General features: G+C 67.4%; 15 protein-coding genes. 7 read left to right on the top strand and 8 right to left on the bottom strand.

Features of this window, described 5'->3' with window-relative positions; translation table 11 throughout:
* The 3 genes from AUCHE_RS02625 to AUCHE_RS02635 form a co-directional block, all read right to left on the bottom strand.
* Window positions 1-1,130, bottom strand: a 1,130-nt coding sequence (locus AUCHE_RS02625; RefSeq protein WP_006501713.1) for a C40 family peptidase, incomplete at its 3' end; no start/stop codon positions are given.
* Window positions 1,131-1,432: 302 nt separating this feature from the next.
* Window positions 1,433-2,626, bottom strand: a complete 1,194-nt coding sequence (locus tag AUCHE_RS02630) for a glycoside hydrolase 5 family protein (protein ID WP_006501714.1) — start codon at window positions 2,624-2,626, stop codon at window positions 1,433-1,435.
* A gap of 82 nt (window positions 2,627-2,708) precedes the next feature.
* Window positions 2,709-3,761 carry a LacI family DNA-binding transcriptional regulator gene (locus AUCHE_RS02635; protein WP_006501715.1) on the bottom strand — a complete coding sequence of 351 codons (1,053 nt, stop codon included), beginning with the start codon at window positions 3,759-3,761 and terminating at the stop codon, window positions 2,709-2,711.
* Between the two features lie 151 nt (window positions 3,762-3,912).
* Here AUCHE_RS02635 and AUCHE_RS02640 point away from each other — a divergent pair, with 151 nt between their 5' ends.
* The 4 genes from AUCHE_RS02640 to AUCHE_RS02655 are packed head-to-tail and all read left to right on the top strand — an operon-like array spanning window position 3,913 to window position 11,363.
* Window positions 3,913-5,208: an extracellular solute-binding protein gene (locus AUCHE_RS02640; protein ID WP_006501716.1), complete on the top strand. Its 1,296-nt coding sequence runs from the start codon at window positions 3,913-3,915 to the stop codon at window positions 5,206-5,208.
* A gap of 40 nt (window positions 5,209-5,248) precedes the next feature.
* Window positions 5,249-6,115 (top strand): carbohydrate ABC transporter permease, encoded by an 867-nt coding sequence (locus AUCHE_RS02645; protein ID WP_006501717.1) that lies wholly within the window; start codon window positions 5,249-5,251, stop codon window positions 6,113-6,115.
* Window positions 6,115-6,948 carry a carbohydrate ABC transporter permease gene (locus AUCHE_RS02650; RefSeq protein WP_006501718.1) on the top strand — a complete coding sequence of 278 codons (834 nt, stop codon included), beginning with the start codon at window positions 6,115-6,117 and terminating at the stop codon, window positions 6,946-6,948. The genes AUCHE_RS02645 and AUCHE_RS02650 overlap by 1 nt, the downstream gene beginning before the upstream one ends.
* Window positions 6,949-6,953: 5 nt before the next feature.
* Window positions 6,954-11,363, top strand: a complete 4,410-nt coding sequence (locus tag AUCHE_RS02655; protein ID WP_006501719.1) for a glycoside hydrolase family 38 N-terminal domain-containing protein — start codon at window positions 6,954-6,956, stop codon at window positions 11,361-11,363.
* Window positions 11,364-11,478: 115 nt separating this feature from the next.
* Here AUCHE_RS02655 and AUCHE_RS02660 read toward each other — a convergent pair whose 3' ends face one another.
* Complete coding sequence (locus tag AUCHE_RS02660; protein ID WP_006501720.1) at window positions 11,479-12,162, bottom strand: DUF2625 family protein; 684 nt, start codon at window positions 12,160-12,162, stop codon at window positions 11,479-11,481.
* A gap of 113 nt (window positions 12,163-12,275) precedes the next feature.
* Here AUCHE_RS02660 and AUCHE_RS02665 point away from each other — a divergent pair, with 113 nt between their 5' ends.
* The gene (locus AUCHE_RS02665; protein ID WP_162137214.1) at window positions 12,276-13,532 is read left to right on the top strand and encodes an MFS transporter; all 1,257 of its coding nucleotides are present in this window, start codon (window positions 12,276-12,278) and stop codon (window positions 13,530-13,532) included.
* Here AUCHE_RS02665 and AUCHE_RS02670 read toward each other — a convergent pair.
* Together AUCHE_RS02670 and AUCHE_RS16885 are read right to left on the bottom strand one after the other, a co-directional pair.
* Complete coding sequence (locus AUCHE_RS02670; protein ID WP_006501722.1) at window positions 13,522-14,631, bottom strand: RAD23 family protein; 1,110 nt, start codon at window positions 14,629-14,631, stop codon at window positions 13,522-13,524. The genes AUCHE_RS02665 and AUCHE_RS02670 overlap by 11 nt on opposite strands.
* Window positions 14,632-15,299: 668 nt before the next feature.
* The gene (locus AUCHE_RS16885) at window positions 15,300-15,506 is read right to left on the bottom strand and encodes a hypothetical protein (RefSeq protein WP_143115130.1); all 207 of its coding nucleotides are present in this window, start codon (window positions 15,504-15,506) and stop codon (window positions 15,300-15,302) included.
* Between the two features lie 226 nt (window positions 15,507-15,732).
* Here AUCHE_RS16885 and AUCHE_RS02675 point away from each other — a divergent pair, with 226 nt between their 5' ends.
* Together AUCHE_RS02675 and AUCHE_RS17135 are read left to right on the top strand one after the other, a co-directional pair.
* Complete coding sequence (locus tag AUCHE_RS02675; RefSeq protein WP_006501724.1) at window positions 15,733-16,482, top strand: hypothetical protein; 750 nt, start codon at window positions 15,733-15,735, stop codon at window positions 16,480-16,482.
* A 349-nt stretch (window positions 16,483-16,831) separates the two neighbouring features.
* Entirely contained in the window at window positions 16,832-17,893 is a 1,062-nt protein-coding gene (locus AUCHE_RS17135; protein WP_006501725.1) for a hypothetical protein, read from the top strand.
* 115 nt (window positions 17,894-18,008) lie between these two features.
* Here AUCHE_RS17135 and AUCHE_RS02685 read toward each other — a convergent pair whose 3' ends face one another.
* Window positions 18,009-18,410: a hypothetical protein gene (locus tag AUCHE_RS02685; protein ID WP_006501726.1), complete on the bottom strand. Its 402-nt coding sequence runs from the start codon at window positions 18,408-18,410 to the stop codon at window positions 18,009-18,011.
* Between the two features lie 300 nt (window positions 18,411-18,710).
* A complete protein-coding gene (locus tag AUCHE_RS02690; RefSeq protein ID WP_006501727.1) occupies window positions 18,711-19,298 on the bottom strand; it encodes an LOG family protein in 588 nt (195 codons plus the stop codon).
* Window positions 19,299-19,435: the final 137 nt, after the last annotated feature.

Below are 19,435 nucleotides of genomic sequence, written 5' to 3' on the forward strand. Positions count from 1 at the left end.
TGGATCATCCGTCCGCCGCCGAGGTAGAGACCGACGTGGTGAATGTCGCCGCCGATCTTCCCGTAGAAGATCAGGTCGCCGGGTTGGGCCCGGTTCAGCGGCACCCGCGCTGTCTCGGCCCACTGGTAGTTCGTCTGGTGGGTCAGTCGCACCCCGGCTTGGGCCCAGGCCATCTTGGTCAGTCCGGAGCAGTCGTACCCGTGGGGTCCTTCGCCTCCCCAGACGTAGGTCTTGCCGAGTTGTCGGGAGGCGTAGCTCAGCGCGGCGGCTGCGCCGCGGTGGGCTACGGGGATCGGCCCGTTCGCTCCGCTGGCCTGCCGGATGGCCTGTTCGATCGCGGCTCGGCTGGCGTTCTGTTGCTGGACGAGACGGCGTTGGGTCTCGGCTTCGACGGTGCTGTTCTGCGCGGCGGCCAGTTCGGCGAGGAGTGCGCTCTGTCGGGCGACGATCTCGGCCCGGGCCGCTTTGGCGGCTTTCAGTTCGTTCTCCGCCGCGGTGGCCGATTCGGTGGCCCGGGCGGCTGCGGCTTCCTGTTTCACCTTGGCGGCGGCGGCTTTTCGATGGGCTTCGGCCGCCGTCGCGGAGGCTTTCTTCGCGTCGTCGAGCACTGAACCGCGGTAGGAGGTCAGGAGGTCCAGCCCGGCGGCTCGGTCGGCGACCTTGGTGCTGCCTTTGTCGTCGAGGAGTACTTCGAGACCGTCGAGGGATCCGCCGGACATCCACAGTCGGGCGGCGAGCCCGTTGACGTCCTGGTGGGCCCGTTGGGCTTCGGCGCGGGCGCTCTCCTCGGCCTGCTGGGCCTTCTGCGCCTCGGCGGTGATTTTCTGCAGTTCGACGCGCGCGGCGTTGGCACGTTCGGCGGCGATGCCGGCCTTGGTGTTCAGTTCGTCGAGCCGTTTGTCGGCGGCGTCGAGGGCGGCGTTGATCTCGGTGACCTTGCGGCCGACCTCGGCGGTGCCATTCCGGCCGTTGCCTCGGTCATCGGGAGCGGCCTGGGCCGGGGGTGCGAAGGCGATGGTGGCCCCGCAGGCGAGTGCGAGGGCGTAGGAGAGGGTTGCGCGCAGCCGACGGCCCGGGCTGTGCGGGTGGGAGTCGGAAGAATCGTGGACTCGGTGTTCCGGAGAGGTCACGCAGACGACCTTTCGAGGAGTTCTCGACATGGGACCTGGGCGTTACTGTCACTCGCTGCCCCTTCACTGCAACGATGACGCAATTCCACTCCGATAGCTAGCATCCCAAGCTGATAGGCGTGGTCAGATTCGGCAGACCCAGGATCTGTCGTCCTCTTCGGCGGCCTGCCGGACAGGTTGAGCAGGTGTTCTGCGTCGGCACCGGGATTCCGCGGGCAGCACCGGCCGTCCTCCGCCCGGGGTGGTCGGCGCGGGTCGTCGCCCGGCTCCCGGGCGGAGAGCGGAGTGGTTCCCTGGTGGGATCAGGGCAGGTCGATCCCGACCGGTCCGGCGGCCCGTTCCCGGACCCACTGCCGGTGGAAGGGGGATCCGGCCGCCAGTTCGTCACGCCGGTCGGTTCTGCCGGTGACTGCGGCTCTGACGTCCACGTCGCTGCTGATCCGGTGGGTGCGCGGTGTCACCGGCAGTTCCTGTCCGGCGAAACCGGCCAGGACCTCCGCGACCGGTTTGCGCCGGTGGTCGGTGGTGAACAGGCCCAGGTCGTACTCCCGTTCGGGGAAGTCGGCCAGGCTGCGGGAGATGTCGTGGGAGCTCCACCAGGTCACTCCGAAGAGGCGGGGTTCGTCGACGACCCTGCGGAGGACCTCGTCGGCGAAGAGGGCGGCCCGGTCGGCCGGCACGTCCGGGCCGGGGGCGCCGACTTCCTGCAGCCAGACCGGACGGGTGGGGTCGGGGGACGCGGCCAGGGCGAGTTGCATCAGATAGTCCGCCCAGCTCAAGCAGCTTTCGTCGTCGTAGGGGGCGAGGGCGCTGGGTCCGTTGAAGATCCAGGAGTGCACGGTGGTCCAGTCGCCGACGTCGACGGCTTCTGCGGGGGTGAAGGGGTGTCCGGAGACGGTCCAGGCGTCGGAGAAGACTGAATGCAGGGCGGCGGCTCGGGGTGCGGCGGAGCGGATGACCTCGGTCAGTTCCTGGGCCCAGGCGAGGGAGTCGCGGGCGGTGGTCTCATTGGTCGGCCAGAGGTTGTTGACCTCGTTGCCCGTGGTGACGGCGAAGAGGGCCGGGTGGTCGCCCAGCGCGGCGCACATCGTTTCGGCGTAGGCGGTCAGTCCGGCGCGGGCCTGCGGGTCGGTGAACAGGCTGCACCGGTGCCAGGTGGAGATCCATGAGGGGAGGAAGTCGAAGCTGGACAGGTGCCCTTGGATCAGGTCGAGGCAGACCTTCAGTCCGCGTTCGTGGGCTGCGTCGAGCACTGCAGTGACATCGGTGATCGCTTGGGGGCGCAGGTGTGTCCGGTTGGGTTGGATCCACGGCCAGATGGGGAAGAGGCGGATGTGGTCCAGTCCGAGTCCGGCGAGGTCGTCCAGGTCTCTGCGGGTCTCGTCGAGGTCGAGGTCGAGCCAGCTGTAGAACCAGGCTTGGCTGGGCACGTAGTTGGCACCTACCCGCAGGGTGCGGGTGTTGGGTGCGGGGGCGGCTTCCTGCGGGACGGTCATCGGTCCTCGGTTCTGCGGCCCTCCGTGGCCGCGGTGTGGACGGCCTCCACCAGGAAGCCGTCAATGGTTGATATCCGACATTTCACTGCAAAACCGGTTCAGAAAGTTGTAGAATATTTGGGGACGAAGTGCTCTCCCGCACGACCAGCTGAGGACGCTCCGCCATCACCGTCGGCGGCTCCCCCGACCCGGCGAGCCCCTCGCACAGGGTCCGCGCGGCGAGCTGCCCCAAGGCGAAGACATCACGATGCATGGCGGTCATCGCCGGGTGGATCGACCTGGCCAGCACCGAGTCCTCGAAGGAGACCAAGGAGAGCTCCGAGGGCACCGACACCCCCATCTCATGGGCCACCCCCAGACCGGCCACGGCCAGCAGATCGCTGTCGTAGACGATCGCGGTCGGCCGATCACCGTGTCGGCTCAGCAGCTCCCTGGTCGCATCAGCCCCCTGCACGTCGGAATAGTCGGTGGGCACCGACTCCACCCGCTCCAGCCCGAGCCTGACCCCGGCCTGCTCGACCGCGGACATCCGGCGACGGGTGTGCCTCAGCGCCCGCTCCCCGGCGACCAACGCGATCCGGCGGTGGCCGATCGCCGCCAGGTAGTCCATGATCCGAGCCATCGTGCCTTCGTCGTCCGCGCTGATCACCGCCATGCCAGGGCACTCACCGGGATCGGCACCGACGACGACCGAGGGCAGACCCAGCTCACGCACCGCCGACATCCGACCGTCACCGTCGTGCACGTCGACCAGGACGACACCGTCCACCCGCTGGGCCTGCCACCACCGCCGGTAGACCTCGATCTCGGCGTCATGACCGTCGACCACGGCCAGCTGCAAACCCATCGACCCCTCGCGGAGACCGTCCTGCAGCCCGGAGACGAACTGACCGAAGAAAGGCTCGGCACCCAAGGTCCGGGCCGGGCGGGAGAACACCAGGCCCACCATGTCGGCCCGGGCGTGCGAGAGCGCCCGGGCCGCGCTGTGCGGCTGCCAGTGCAGCTCCGCCGCGGCGGCGAGCACCCTCGCCCTGGTCTTCTCGGAAACTCCCGGTCGCCCGTTCAGCGCGAATGACGCGGAGCTCTTGGAGACCCCTGCCCTGCGAGCGACATCGTTGATCGTGACCCTCCCCATGAAAGAAATCGTGACATAGAGTCGAACCGCTTGACAGCGATAACCGCTAGGTCCATAGTCAAAAAACTGAACCGGTTTTCATGCCGGGTCGAAGGCGCCTGGAGAACCTCCCACAAAAGATGTATCCCTTCTCATAGGAGAGAAGACAAGGATGAGCAAGCGTTTCATCGCCCTGTCCCTGACGGCCGCCGTCGTCGGACTCACCGCAAGCTGTGGGCTCAGTGCGGAAAACCAGAGCCAATCGACCAAGAGCATCGACACCTCCGGAGAGCTGAGCGGAGAGGTCTCCTTCCAGAGCTGGTCGCTGAAGTCCAAGTTCAAGGACTACTTCGACGCCCTCATCAAGGACTTCGAGACCAAGAACCCCAAGGTCAAGATCAACTGGATCGACCAGCCCGGCGAAGGCTACGCCGACAAGATCACCAGCCAGATCACCTCGAACAATCTCCCCGACGTCGTCAACCTCCCCCCGGACATCGCCTACAGCGCGGCCAAGGCCGGCGCCCTGATCGACGTGAAGAGATCCATCCCGGACCTCGAGCAGACCTACCAGAAGTCAGGCCTGGACGCCTATACGTACCGCACCCCCGAGGGCACCTTCGGACTGCCCTGGTACCTGGGCACCGACGTCAGCTTCTTCAACAACGAACTGATGGCCAAGGCCGGGATCGACCCGAAGAGCCAGGCGCCCACCACCCTCGACGAACTGATCACACAGGCCGCGCAGGTCCACGAGAAGACCGGCGGCGAAGTCCTCCTGATGAGCCGCAAACCCAATATCGCCGATATCGCCAGCGCAGGCGTGTCGATCATGGACGACCAGCAGAAGAAGTTCGTCTTCAACACCCCGGAAGCCGCCGCGATCATCGACAAATATGCCAAGGCCTACCAGGCCGGCTACATGCCCAAGGGCATCCTGACCAACGAATACCTCGGCAACTCCGACATGTTCAAGAAAGAACAGGTCGCCTGGACCACCGCCGGTGGCAGCTTCATCGAGAACACCGCCCAGACCGACCCGCTCCTCGCGCCGAAGATGGTGCCCGCCCCCGCCGTCGGGGACCCCCAGCTGTACGCCCAGGCCCTGTCGGTGAACGCCAAGTCCAAGAACGCCAAGGCCGCCCTGGCCTTCGCGAAGTTCGTCACCAACGACGAGAACCAGATCAACTTCACCACGAAGACCGCGGCCAAGGGTTACTTCCCCGGTTCGAAGGGGAAGAGCAGCGACGAGACCTTCTCCCGCTCCGACGGAAGCGCCCACCAGGATGCCACCGTCATCGCGTGGAAATCGCTGGCGAAAGCGAAGATCCCGGCACCGCCGCTGTGGAGCAACCCGATGGAGAAGTACCTGGGCCAGCAGATCGCCGACGCGATGACCGGACGGATCACCGCCCAACAAGCCGTCGACAACGCTGTCCAGAAAGCGAACTCACTTCTCAACTACTGAGTTAGGCACCGACGCGCCACAACGAGGGAAGGACGCACGGATGCGTTTCCACCGCTGGTACGCCCCCTGGCTGATGGTCATACCTGCGCTGATCCTCCTGCTGGTCTTCAGTATCTTCCCCGCGATCAACACCGTCGTGCTCTCCTTCACGAATGTGAAATTGCTCGGTGGCGGCCAGTTCACCGGGCTGGCCAATTACGAACGGATGCTGAACGACGACCAACTGCTCAACGCGATCCTCAACAGCGTCATCTACATGCTGGTCTGTCTTCCCCTGTTGACGATCCTGCCGCTGTTGCTCGCGATGCTCGTCCAGAAGAACCTGCCGGGCATCGGCTTCTTCCGCACGGTCTTCTACTTCCCGGTCGTGGCCTCCGCCGTGGTGGTCGCCCTGATCTGGCAGTGGCTGCTCGACGACCGGGGCGTGATCAACGGACTCCTGAAGGCGGCTGATCTCATCTCCAGCCCGCTGCCCTTCCTGCAGGACCGTTGGCTGCTCATCTTCTCGGCGATCAGCCTCACCGTGTGGAAGGGCCTGGGCTGGTACATGGTGATCTACCTGGCCAACCTCGGCGCCATCGACCGGACCCTCTACGAGGCGGCCGCCGTCGACGGGGCAGGGTCGATCCGCCGATTCTTCACGGTGACCCTGCCCGGAGTGCGCCCCACGATGTTGCTCGTGTCGGTCATGATCACCGTGTCGGCCCTACGGGTTTTCACCGAACCACACATCCTCTCCGGCGGCCTCGGTGGCCCCGGCGGGCGAGCGTCCAGCGTGGTCATGCTGATCCAACAGAACGGCGCCGGAGTTCAAGGCCACCTCGGCTACGCCTGCGCCCTGTCGGTCCTGCTCTTCTTCATCTGCCTGGGGCCGCTGCTCCTCCTGGCCCGGATGCGGGAGAAGTGATGAACGGCCGGATCAAAGCACGCGAATACCTCTGGCGTTACACCCTGCTGGCCTTTCTCGCCGTCGTCTCGTTGGGGCCGATGATCTACCAGCTGTCGACTTCACTGAAGAGCAAGTACGAGAACGTCAACTCGGCCCGGCCCAGTCTCATCCCCGAACAGCCGACCTTCGAGAACTACGTCGAAGTCGCCAAGGTCATCCCCGTCTGGTCCTATATCGGCAACTCCCTGGTCATCGCCGTCATGGTCGTCGTCGGGAATGTCGTCGGCTGCACCCTCGCCGGATACGCCCTCTCCCGACTGGAGTTCCGCGGACGCAAGATCGTCCTCTGGCTCTTCCTGTCGACGCTGATCCTGCCCGGCGAAGCGACGATCATGAGCCAGTTCCAACTGATCAACAACATGGGACTGAGCAATACGCTCCACGGCGTGGCCCTGCCCGGTCTGATCGGCGCGGTCAACGTCCTGCTCATGTACAACGCCTTCGACCAGATCCCCATCGAACTGGACCAGGCCGCCGTCGTCGACGGCGCGAGCGTCTGGCAACGTCTGATCTACATCGGCATCCCCAATGTGACCGGGACGATCTCGATCATCGCCATCTTCAGCTTCATCGGCGCCTGGGACGACTTCCTGTGGCCGCTGCTGGTGCTCCAGGAACCGTCCATGATGACCCTGACCGTCGGGCTGGCCCACCTCAAGGGCAGCTTCGTGAACAACCCCCGGCTCATCGCCGCCGGAACGATGATCGCGTTGATCCCGATCGTCCTCTTCTTCGCTGCTCTGCACCGTTTCTTCTTCAAGGGCGTCTCGGAGGGCGCTGTAAAGGGATGATTCCAATGACTGCTGTTGCTCTGGCCTCTGCGCGTTCCACCTGGTGCTTCGTCAGCACCCCTGACGGGGCGGCACAGGTCGTCCAGGCCGAACTCGACGCCCCGGCCCCCGCCGCGGCCCGCCTGCAGGTCCGCGGGGAAGGAGTCTCCGGCGCCGTCGAGATCGCCGCCGGTGACGGCCCACGGATCGACATCCCGGTGGAGGTCGACAGCCGGTACGAGGTCGGCATGCGCGTCCCGGTCACCGTCACCCTGACCGCCGAGGACGCCCCGGAGGCCTACGACCCCGATCGCTCGGTCCAGGAGATCGACCTGGAGATCGCCGAACCGGGATGGACGATGACCCTGGTCAATCACTTCCACTACGACCCGGTGTGGTGGAACACCCAGTCGGCCTACACCGACACCGGTGAACTCCTCGGCGACGACGGGACGACCCGGCGGATCTGGGAGCACAACGGCATCGAACTCGTCCTGAACCACCTCGCCAAGGCCTGCGAAGACCCCGACTACTGCTTCGTCCTCGCCGAGGTCGACTACCTCAAACCCTTCTGGGACACCCACCCGGCCGAACGGGAGACCGTCCGCCGGCTGCTCGCCGAAGGCCGCCTGGAGATCATGGGCGGGACGTACAACGAACCGAGCACCAACCTGATCTCCTCGGAGACCACGATCCGTAACTTCGTCTACGGCCGCGGCTACCAGCGCGACATCATGGGCGCCACCCCGAACACCGCCTGGCAGTTGGACGTCTTCGGCCACGACCCGCAGTTCCCCGGACTGGCCGCCGATTCCGGCCTGACCAGCACCGCCTGGGCGCGCGGCCCGCACCACCAGTGGGGGCCGGGGTCGACCGGGTGGAAGACCGAGGACGGCGACATCCGCAATATGCAGTTCCCCGCCGAATTCGAATGGATCTCCCCCAGCGGTCGCGGCGTCACCACCCATTACATGCCGGCCCACTACTCCGCCGGCTGGTGGATGGACTCCTCGGCGACCCTGCAAGAGGCCGAGGACGAGTGCTACAAGATCTTCGTGGACCTGGCCTCGGTGGCCTCCACGAAACACACCATGCTGCCGGTCGGCACCGACTACACCCCACCCAACAAGTGGGTCACCGAGATCCACCGGGACTGGAACAGCCGTTACGTCTCACCGAAGTTCGTCTGCGGACTGCCCCGCGACTTCTTCGCCGCCGTCCAGGAGGAACTGGACAGCCGCGAGATCGCACCGACCCCGCAGACCCGGGACATGAACCCGATCTACACCGGCAAGGACGTCTCCTATATCGACACCAAGCAGGCGCAGCGGGCCACCGAGGTCGCCGCGACCGACGCGGAGAAACTGGCCACCTTCGCCGAATCACACGGGCTGGGCTCCTATCCGCACGCGGCGATGGACAAGGTATGGCGGCAGCTCGCCTACGGGTCGCACCACGACGCGATCACCGGCAGCGAATCCGACCAGGTGTACCTCGACCTGGTCCACGGATGGCGGGAAGCCCACGACCTGGCCTCCGACGTCCGTGACCAGGCCCTGCAGGTGCTGCTCGGCGCCGTGGACACCAGCGGTGAGGGCCAGGCCCTGGTCGTGGTGAACACCCTCGCCCACACCCGGACCGACCTCGCCCGGGTCACCCTGACCCTCCCGGAGGACACCGGCCTGCGCATCCTCGACGAGGAAGGTGCGGAGGTGCCCTTCGTCGTGGAATCCCGGGAGGAGAGCACCGGACAGACCGTCGTCGCCTTCGTCGCCCGGGATGTCCCCGGTATCGGGCATCGCACCTGGCGGATCGACCAGGTCCAGGCGCCGCTGCCCCGCTGGGCCGTCGCTGAGGACCGGACGTCCGGGCAGGACGCCGACGCCTCGACGCCGACGCTGCCGACGATCTCCTCGGAGATCTTCGAGATCGTCGCCGACCCACAGCAAGGTGGCGCGCTGACCAGCATCGTCGACCGGCGCACCGGGCGACGCATGTTGCAGGACGGCGGGTTGGGCGCGGAGCTGCGGCTCTACCGCGAATACGACGCCCACCCCCATTTCGGAGAGGGACCCTGGCATCTGCTGCCCACGGGGAATGTGACGTCCAGCGCGGAGCGACCGGCCGTGGTCCGGGTCGAGAGTTCCCCCGCCGGTGAGCGGTTGATCGCGACCGGTCGGGTCGGGACGGTCGACTACGAACAGACCACCACCTGCTGGCGTGGGCTGGACCGGGTCGACTTCAGCACCCGCGTCGTCCGTTTCGAGGGCCGTGACCAACTGCTCCGGGTCAAGTTCGCCGGTGACATCCCCGGCGGTCGCGCCTTCAGCGATATCGCCGGCGCCGTGGTCGGACGCCCGTTCGCCTTCCCCGAGGTGGACAGTGCCGAATCGCCGTGGACGCTGGACCATCCGGCGCACACCGTTTTCGGTCTGGGTTCGACGGCCAAGGTCGCCCTGCACGACCTGGAGGGTTCCCCGGTCGGTGACCTGTCGATCGCCATCGCCGAGGTCGTGACCCCCGACCTGGAACAGGCCGCCCCGGTGGCCCGCGACCTGGTGGTCGCCCTGGCCAGGGTCGGGGTGACCGCGACGACGACGGTCGCCGACGGGAACCGTTACGGCTGGTCCCACGCCGACTCGAATCTGCCCGATGTGCGGATCGTCCTGGGCGGGCCCGGGCGCAACTCGCTGGCCGCCCGGATCCTGGAGGGGCTCCCCGAGGCCGGCGAACTGGCCCGCCAGGTCGCCGAGCACGGCCACGGCCGGGTATTCGTCCCGGCAGAGGAATCGGTCGAGGACTCGTGGAAGCCCCGGGCGGATCTGCGTGGCCCGCGGGCCCTGCCGGTGGTGATCCTGGACGCGGACGGTGATCTCGCCGAGGCCCTGCGCGTGGAGACCGCCGAACTGGTGGCCGGTTTCGCCGCCGACGCCTCGATCGGGGTGCCCTGTCTGTCCGCGGGGTCGACGAAGCTGCTCGACGACCAGACGATGGCGATCGCCTCGTACGGCATCCCCGGATTCGCGGTCTCCCCCGAGGGGGGACTGCACCTGTCGTTGATGCGTTCCTGCTCGGGGTGGCCCGCCGGAGTATGGCTGGACCCGCCGGTGCGTCGGCTGCCCGACGGATCCTCCTTCCAGTTGCAGCATTGGACGCACGAATTCGACTACTGCCTGTTCGCCGGGGCCGGCGACTGGCGGACCGGACACATCGCCCACCGCGGACAGGAATGGTCGACGCCCTTCCTCACCCGGGTGGAGTCGGCGCACGACGGGTCGATCCCTGCACGGCACGCCTTCCTGTCCGTGGCACCCGAGGGCGCAGTGCACGTCCAGGCGGTGAAACCCCGCGGTAACGCCCTGGCCTGCGGAGCGGCCCGACCTTCCGGCGCCGAGGAGGGCATCACCGTCCGTTTGTCGGCCTTGTCCGGCGAACCCGTGGAGGCCACGGTACGTCTGGACCGCCCCTGGTCGCAGACCCTCGAGGTCGACCTGCACGAGGACCCGATCCCCGACTGCCCGGACCCCGGTCTCGCGGAGGACGGCCGGGTCGTCCGCCTGCCGATGGAAGGCTCCCAGATCCGGACGATCATGGGAATCCCCGCCCAGAGCGCCCCGATCTGCGACGACCTGCTGGGACCGGCGGGTGAACCGGTCCAACCGGTGTACGCGCGGTACTGGCTGCACAACCGCGGCGCCGCCCCGATGGGATTCCTGCCGGTCAGCCTGACCTGCACCCCGACCGTCCTGCGAGCCGAGGACGGCGGCCGGGTCACCACCGAACTCCGTCTGGCCAGCCAACTGGTCGACGCCTCCGTCGCCTCAACCGTCGAGGTCGGGCTCCCCGAGGGATGGTCGTGTCTCTCCGGCGAGGGCGCCGTCGACCTGCCCCCGGGCGGGCACCTGGTCCGGCCGTTGGAACTGGACGTTCCGGCGGACGCCCCCGCAGGCCTCCACCTCGTCGAGGTCCGGGCCCGGTTCGGCGAGGACGTCCTGGAGGAGATCCTGACCGTCGCCGTCGGAGACGTGGGCGAGCTGCTGCCGGCCCCGCCCGGCCCGGAGATCGACCATCAGATCCAGATCGAAGGTCTGCCCCGGACGACCGGACGTCCCACCGGGCTCACCGTGGTGAGCATGACCGAAGAGGTCGTGCTCCGCCCGGGCGATTCACGCTCGGTGGAGGTCGTGCTCCGCAACGATCTGCGGTCCGCCGTGCACGGCGAGGCCGTCCCGGTGAGCCCGTGGGGAACCTGGGGCCTGGTCGGGCCGGCCGCTCAGCCCTTCACCGTCGACCCCGGCGCCACGACGACCGTGCGCTTCGACGTCGACACCGATGCGCACTCCCGCAGCGGGAACTGGTGGATGACGGTGAAGCTGATGTGGGCCGGTCGCGTCCAGTACACCCGGGTGCTGCCGGTGGTCGTGGACGCCGGGTGATCCCGAGGAAAAAACGCTGATCCTGCGCTGTGCCCGGGCTGCGACGAGATCGTCCAATCTCCGCCGCGACCCGGGCACAGCGGGTCCTCCGATCTGATCGGAGACGACCGGGGACTCAGTCGGCCAGGCCTTTCGCCGCAGTGGCCTGGGAGGACCAGATCGAGACGATCGGGGCCGGTGCCCGCCGGGCCGCGCCCAGGTCTCGCCCCTCGTGGCTCCACGGCGGCGGATACGCGGTGATCCCCTGGTCGAGAGTGAGCCGGCGTACTTCGTCCTGCCAACCGCGCCACCGCATGTGCGCGGCGAAATCGTCCAGTCCGGTGGTCAACGCCCATTCGACGAAGGTGGCGTGCCCGGCCTCCAAGGGCACCCATTCCAGCGTGTCCGGGCCGAAGTAGGCGACCTCGCCCTGAGCGGCGGGCAGGGCCCCGGCGTTAACCCCGAAGAGCCCGCCCAGCACGTCATAGGCGACCACCAGCAGCCCTGGTGCGACAGCCTCCTGGCTGCTCTCCCCCAGACCGTTCATCTCCGCCAGGCTGGGCAGACCGGGCTCCGCACCGGCCGGCTGTCCTCCGCCCAGGAGCCGCAGCCAACCCTCGTCGACGACGATGCCCCCGCACCGGTAGGCCAGCGAGCCCAGCACCGAATGCGTGGTGACCTGCAGGGCGTGCAGGGTCTGCGTGCGACCCTCCGCATCGCCGGGCAGAATCCTCGCGTCTCGTGCCGCCGCCCACTGCTGTACCAGCGGCCAGGCCTCGTCCTGACTGATCAGGCTCTCGACGGGCTGTTCGCCGATCATCGTGTCCTTCGTCCTCTCGTTGGCATCGGCGCAGACCAGCCCAGGCCCCGGCCCGTACGACTCGCGTCCTTCCGCTGCGGCCCGGCGGTCCGTCGCTGGCCTATTCTTCCAGGGTGAGTGGCCCATCACGGCGACATCTCGCGCTCGCGGTGTATGCGCCGGTGGCGCTCAGCGGGATCGGGCTCGGTGCTGTTGCTCCGGTGCTCCCGCTGTCGGCGTTGGCCCTGGGTGCTTCGCCGGCGCAGGCGGCCATGGTGTTGACCTTGGAGACGGTCGGGTCGTTGGGGGCGTCCCTCCCGGCGTCGGTGTTCACCGCGCGGGTGGGCGAGCGGGTGGCGATGACCTCGTCGGCGCTGTTCAGCGCGGTGCTGTTGGCGTTGATGGCCGGATGTTCCCAGTTGTGGGCCCTGATGGTCCTGGTTCTGCTGCTCGGGGCGGGGATGGTCGTCTTCGGGTTGGCCCGTCAGACCTATCTGACGGAGGCCGTCCCGGCGTCTCATCGGGCGCGTGCCCTGTCGACCTTGAGCGGGGTGATGCGGGTCGGGATGTTCGTGGGGCCGTTGAGCGGTGCCGGATTGCTCGGGGTGGCCGGTCGTCCTGCGGTGTTCGCGTTGGCGGCGGGTTCGATGGCGGTGACGGCCGGTTTGTCCTGGTTGTTGCCTCCGCTGCCGGTCGGCGCCCGGTCGGTGTCCTCGTCGGCGGGGCCGGGTGCCGAGCCGGGAGAGGTGGCGGGATCGGGCGAGGGTCCGTCGGGTCGGGTGCGGATCGTCGAGGTGGTGCGTGACCACCGCTGGTTCTACGCCACGTCGGGGGTGGGCATCCTTCTGCTCGCCGCGGTGCGGAGTGCCCGCCAGTCGGTGGTGCCGTTGTGGGGTCACCATCTGGGTCTGCAGGACGCCGAGATCTCCTTGATCGTGGCTTTGTCCTGGGGTGTGGACACTTTGCTCTTCTATCCGGGCGGGTGGTTGATGGACCGTTACGGGCGGAGGGCGGCGGCGGTGCCGATGGCCGCGGTGATGACGGTCGCTTTCGCTTTGTTGCCTCTCGCGGACGGTTTCTCGACGTTGGTGGCGGCGGCTGCTCTGGTCGCGGTGGGCAACGGTCTGGGGTCGGGCATCGTGATGACGATCTCGGCGGATGCGTCGCCGGACCGTGGGCGCCCGCAGTTCCTGGGGGTCTGTCGTTTTCTCAGCGAGTTGGGCGCGGTGGGTGGGCCGGGTGCCGTCGCGGTGTCGACCGCGGTGGTCTCCTTGTCCGTGGGGATCTGGGTGGTGTCGGCTTTGGCGTTGGCCTGCGGGGTGGTCTTCGCGTTCTCGTTGTCCGGGCGGCGGGGCGGCGTGGTCGGCGGGCCGACGCGGGTCAGCCCATGAGGAGGCCGGGCACGCCCTTCGTGGTGGTGCCGACCGGTCTCAGGCCGGAGGGGACGGCGACGCCGACGCCGTAGGTGCCGCCGAGGACTGCGGCGGCTCCGCCGGAGCGGTGCACGATGAGTCCGCCGTTGTTGCTCACGCGTCCGTCGTTGCCCAGGCAGGTCATCCGGCTCAGGGCGGTGGCCTGGTTGAGGGCGGGTCGCGCTGCGGTCAGGGTGATGGGTGCATAGGGGAGTCCGTCCGAGCGGACGATCACTTGTTTGAGGGCGCCTCCGTGGACGAGGAGGACGCGGGTGGCGTCGGGGTCGGCGGCGGCGACGCCGTTCAGGTGGAGGGGGTCGACCTTCAGCGCGGTGACGCCGACGAGCCCGGTGGCGAGGGTGGTCGGTGCGGAGAGTCGGGGGGCTTCGGGTTTTCCGTGGAGGAGGTATCTCTGGAGTCGTCCGGCGGCGTCGACGGCGTAGATCTCGCCTCGTCCGTTGGTCGGCATCCAGGTGCGTCCGCCGAGGGCGGTGATTCCGGAGAATCCGTGTCCGATCAGGACCGGGGTGACCTCGGCTGCGGTGGATCTGCCGTTGCCGGGGCCGGTGACGGTGGAGCGCAGCAGGTGGAGTCGGCCTTGGGCGTCGGTGGCGACGAATTCCGAGATGCGGTTGCTGATGTCTCCGCCGCCGCCGGTGTAGGCGGCGCGGACGGGGCTGAAGGGGGCTCGGCCGAGGGAGAAGGCGTTTCCGACCGTGGTGTTGCGGATCTCGTGCCAGTTCAGGGAGCGTCCGTTCGCGGAGACGACATAGGAGGTGCAGCGGCCTGAGCCGAAGGAGGACTGTGCGGGGCGTGGGGCGTGCCGGGCCGGTTTGGCGATACGGCGCGGGCTGTTTTCGGCGCGTTCGCGGGAGTGCATCTCGTCCACGGGGGTGGGTGCCGGGGCCGGGGAGACGATCGGCGCGGAGACCACGGGGGACGGTGTAGGAGTGCCTGAGCTCGTCGCGGTCGGTGTGTCGCTGCTGCACCCGGAGCTGGCGACGACGAGTGCTCCGACGACGGTCAACAGGAATGCCGACGTGGCGCGCCTGTTGGCGTGTTTCTTTCGAGCCCACATGGTTGATGACTCCCCGTGGTCTGTCGGATGCCCTCCTGGCCGGCCGACATTCATGTGTTGCGGTCGGCAGACATGTCTGCGCTTTTCCGCAGGACCGTAATATCACACCGTGTCGGAGCGGCTTGACGAAGGTGTGGCCTATCTGTTCGTGACGACGTCGGGGAGATGAGAGCGGCCGGCTGGTTCGAGGCACCCTTCGGGCACGCCTTTCGAGGTCAGCGCGAAATTTTATGGCTGGCAACAGATCCCGGAGGCTTGCCTTGACCGGACGAGGAGTCTTCGAGTTCCGTCTCGCAGCCGGGTCGGCGGGTTTCTCGAGTCATATCGAGGGGCTGTCGCCGGTCGGGGACGCACGAATTATCAGCTTTTCCTCAGCGGAGGAAATATCCCCTTCCTTCATCCGACAAAGTGCCCTATTCAGCTCGTCGATCCTCTCGGATTTTTCGCATGTCACGGATTCTTCGGGCGGGGGTGGGGTTTTCGTATCCGTACGGTTCGGGCTCTTTTTCTCATGCGGAGCCCAGCTCTGGAGAGCCACGCCATCGCCTCTGTCCTGCCGGCGCCCCGGCCCACAGGTGCCGCGCTCCCGGTCCTTGTCAGGTCGGGCGGTCTTCTGCGCCATTTCCGGGCCTGCCCGAGAATCCCCCACCCGAGAGGATCTTCTTTTTTCACCTTTTCATCCGATATTTCCCGGCGCCGTGGTCGACATATTCCGAGCAGACACCCCGCGCGTCGACCTTGCCGACCGGGGCCGCGGTCATGCCGTGGTCGTCACGCCAGGGCATCCCGACCGGGCTGCCGCCGCAGCAGATCCAGACCCGGGATCGACGCCCCGACGGCGCATCCCGCGGGCACAGTCTGGCGGGGCACCCCATCCGGTCGCGTCACGAAGACCGCCGAGATCCGGCCATCTGAGCAGGCACATATCAGCAAAAGCCCCTACTTCGGATAAAAGGAGCATAACAAGATGGAGGGGTCAAAATTTTGTAACATTTATTACAAGAATATGTAAAAAATATGGTCATTCCGACGGAATTCCCAGAGTATTGCCAACGGGCTCACAGAAGAGCTCACATACCCCTCCTGACAGGAGTGATCGCCTTGACTCGCCGTTTGTTGCGCGTGGCCTCGGGGGCTGCCGTTCTCGCTGCTGCAGTCACCTTCGTCCCGCTCAGCGCCGCACATGCCGCCTCACCGGCTGCGCCGTCCGCCGTGGCTCCGGCCTCGTCGGAAGCACCGTCCAGCACCACCAACCCCGGGGGGATACTCGGGGTGAAGAACGTCAAACTTCCTGTGGTCCAGGAAAACCGACGCCACCCGGTGCGCCACAACATTCTCAACCCCTCGCCGGTCTGCAATGCCTGGCAGGACACCCGCATCACCATCACCAAGGTCCACGCCCACTTCAAGCCCTCGGGCGCCATCGAGACCACCAACAACACCACCGGTCCGCTGCCGCTCACCCAGAACCTGACCAAGACCAAGACCTTCAATGCGTCGATCTCGGGAAGCTTCGGCTTCGACGTGTTCTCCGCGGTCAAGGCCACCATCAGCCCCGGGCTGTCGTTCAGCATGGCCTGGAATGTCGGGCAGACCATCGGCCCGTACCAGGTCCCCCCGGGCAAGACCGCCCGCGCCAGCTACGGCTTCAACACCATCTCCTTCGAAGGCACCCGGCAGGGCTGCAATCTCGACGGGACATGGGCCAAGCCGACCTACACCAGGGGCACCGCTCCCGTGGCCAGCAATGTCCACGTGCAGTTCTACGACAACCCGGCCGATGTGATGGCGACGCGCTCGGCGGAGAAGGTGCCCACCACCGTCGTCCCGGCAGCCAAGCCTCAGGGCTGACCCACTGCCGACCCGCCCGAACCCGGTGCGCGACCGATCGGCCGTAGGTCGACCGCACCGCCGAGGGTGACACTGCTGAGGCCTCAGCCGACGAGAGCCGGTTGGCGACGTGACGACGTCGCCGACCGGCTCTCGTCATGCCGTGAACAGGTTTTCCCCTTTCCGTCCCGTTCGATCAGGACGGCCTGGTCCGGGTAAATGGAGCATAATCGGACCAAAAGGTCAACGATTGATAACATTTATCAAAAGAATATGTAAAAAATATGGTCAGGTGATGCGTGGGTCACGGAATGTTGCCGGGGATCTCGCAGATGAGACCCCTTCAGCTCTCCATACAGGAGTGATCGCCTTGACTCGCCGTCTGTTGCGCATGGTCTCGGGTGCCGCAGCGCTCGCTGCCACCATCACCTTCATCCCCTTCACCACCGCACACGCCGCCTCACCGGCCAGTGCCCCCGCATCGCACCCGACCTCCACCGCCTCCAGCATGAGCAATCCCCACGGGATCCTCGGCGTGAAAGAGGTCGCCCTGCCCTTCGTCCAGGAGAACCGGCGCAAGCCCCAGAAGCGCAACATCCTGAACCCCCGGCCCGTCTGCAACGCCTGGCAGGACACCCGCATCACCATCACCAAGGTCCACGCCTACTTCAAACCCTCCGGGGCCATCGAGACCACCAACAACACCACCGAACCACTGCCGCTCACCCAGAGCCTGTCCAAGACCAAGACCTTCCGCGCCTCGGTCTCCGGAAGCTTCGGATTCGACCTGTTCTCCGTGATCAAAGCCACGATCACCCCCACCCTCGAACACTCGATGTCCTGGAACGTCGGCCAGACCATCGGCCCGTACAAGGTGCCGCCGGGCAAGACCGCCCGCGCCAGCTACGGCTTCAACGTCATCTCCTACGAAGGCACCCGGCAGGGCTGCAATCTCAACGGAACCTGGTCGAGGCCCCGCGCCACCAGCGGCACCGCACCGCTGACGAATGCCGTCAAGGTCCAGTTCTACGACAACCCCACCGACGTACTGGCCACCCGGGAAGCCGAGAAGGTGCCCACCACCGTCGTCCCGGCCACCGCAGCCGCAGCGCACCGGGCCGGCGCCGCCGCTCCGACCACGCCGAAACCCGGCGCAGTCAAGCCCGTCACGCCCCCGGCCGTCGCACCTGCCCTCACACCGGCAGCGCCGAAACCTGCCGTCCCGGCTGCCCCCGCACCGGCAGTGCCCGCGCCGAAACCCGCAGCCCCCGCACCGTCCGCGGCAGCCTCCCCGGCGGCGTCGGCACGACCGGCCGCTCCCGCGACATCATCCGCGCCGGTGACACCGCGCACCTCGGCCCCGGCCACACCGTCCGCCGACAAGCCGATACCCGCCGCGCCGGGATGGTCGTCCGGTTCTGCCCGACCGTGACCCGGCACCAGAGCTGATCCTCGCCGGCGACAGAACCGGCCCTCGCGCTGCTCGGAGATGCGGACCACCCCGCACCTCCGAGCAGCGCCCACAGCACTCCGAGAGCCCGCTGAGCTCACTTCATCCCCAATGAGATCGGGCGGCGACGCAGCCACCATTCGTTGACCCACGAACAGTGGAGCACCGTCGCCACGACCACACCGATCCGCATCCACGGCCCGTCGGCCACCGCGAGCGCACCCGCCACCGCCCCGCAGAAGACCGTCACCTTCACCGGATAGCCGTGGACCCGCACCGCCCGGGACAGCGAACAGCGCAAAGCCCACCAGACGATCAGCGCCCCGGTGGCGATACAGCAGAAACCGACGACCGGTGACTGCGCGAAGACCGGACTGTCCGGGCCGTATCCCGCTGCGAAGACCGTCAGGACGAAGACCGACCAGGCCGCCTCGGGCAGCCCCTCGACGACATGTGGCCGGTCGGGTGCTCTTCTACGCCGCGGCATCCTTTCGTCCACCGGCGTCCACCTCCTGAGCGTCCTCGCCACAGCCGTCGCGAGGCAGACCTATCAGGAAGGCGACATCGCTCCAAGCACGACACGGCAGAAGAGCGGAATTCCCCGCCGGTCCGAGCGTGATCGCTGGTGATGCGGGCCTCCGCGCTCGGGGCAGACCCTCGGAGAGATGGTGGTCGGGAAGCCTGTGGTCGAGGAAGCTACGCGACTGGGGGCCTGTTCTGCTCACTGAATGCCGTAACTGATGCGGCATTCAGTGAGCAGAACAGGCCCCCAGTGACGAAAGTACGGGCGGACGCGAGGTCACCGGTGTGAGGAGCAGGCCGCTGCGAGCGCCTCGACCACTCCGGGCACGGAATCCTCCACGATGACTTCATCGAGGACCGCCGGCGCGAGGAATCCCTGGCCTTCGATGTGTTTCATCGCGGAGAGAAAAGGCCGCCAGAAGCCGTCCGCGTCCAGGAAGGCCACCGGTTTGTGGTGGTAGCCCAACCGCTGCCATGTCCACACCTCGACGATCTCCTCCAAGGTGCCCAGGCCGCCGGGGAGGGCCAGGAAGGCCTGCGCGCGCCGCGCCATCGACGCCTTACGTTCGTGCATGCCCTCGACGATCTCGCATTCGGTCAGGTCGTCGCGTCCCCATTCCCATTCGACCATCGACCGGGGGATGACGCCGACCACCTGGCCGCCGGCGTCCAGCGCCCCTTGTGCGAGCGCGCCCATCACTCCCTTGCCGCCTGCGCCGTAGACCACCTGGATCTCTCGTCCGGCCAGGAAAGAACCCACTTCGTATCCGAGACGTTCGTACGCGGGGTCGGCTCCTGGCGACGAACCGCAGAACACGGCGATGCTGCTCAACGACATGTCGTCCAGACTGACACGCCGTGTCACCGGCGCCTCCTCCCGGTCGGCCCGGTGGCGGTTACTCTTCGACTCACGCGGCCGGCCCAGGGACGGAACCGACCATCGGACATCGGCACCCCGTAGCCCGCCAGGACGGGTCGTCCGACTCGGGGGTTCTCGAGTGC

The sequence above is a fragment of the Austwickia chelonae NBRC 105200 genome (genome assembly GCF_000298175.1).
Lineage (GTDB): Bacteria > Actinomycetota > Actinomycetes > Actinomycetales > Dermatophilaceae > Austwickia > Austwickia chelonae.

Coding starts and splice junctions, on each gene's coding strand:
- AUCHE_RS02640 (WP_006501716.1), top strand. CDS start 3,913: ATGAGCAAGCGTTTCATCGCCCTGTCCCTGACGGCCGCCGTCGTCGGA.
- AUCHE_RS02660 (WP_006501720.1), bottom strand. CDS start 12,162: ATGATCGGCGAACAGCCCGTCGAGAGCCTGATCAGTCAGGACGAGGCC.
- AUCHE_RS16885 (WP_143115130.1), bottom strand. CDS start 15,506: ATGGGGTGCCCCGCCAGACTGTGCCCGCGGGATGCGCCGTCGGGGCGT.
- AUCHE_RS02655 (WP_006501719.1), top strand. CDS start 6,954: ATGACTGCTGTTGCTCTGGCCTCTGCGCGTTCCACCTGGTGCTTCGTC.
- AUCHE_RS02630 (WP_006501714.1), bottom strand. CDS start 2,626: ATGACCGTCCCGCAGGAAGCCGCCCCCGCACCCAACACCCGCACCCTG.
- AUCHE_RS02650 (WP_006501718.1), top strand. CDS start 6,115: ATGAACGGCCGGATCAAAGCACGCGAATACCTCTGGCGTTACACCCTG.
- AUCHE_RS02670 (WP_006501722.1), bottom strand. CDS start 14,631: ATGTGGGCTCGAAAGAAACACGCCAACAGGCGCGCCACGTCGGCATTC.
- AUCHE_RS02645 (WP_006501717.1), top strand. CDS start 5,249: ATGCGTTTCCACCGCTGGTACGCCCCCTGGCTGATGGTCATACCTGCG.
- AUCHE_RS02635 (WP_006501715.1), bottom strand. CDS start 3,761: ATGGGGAGGGTCACGATCAACGATGTCGCTCGCAGGGCAGGGGTCTCC.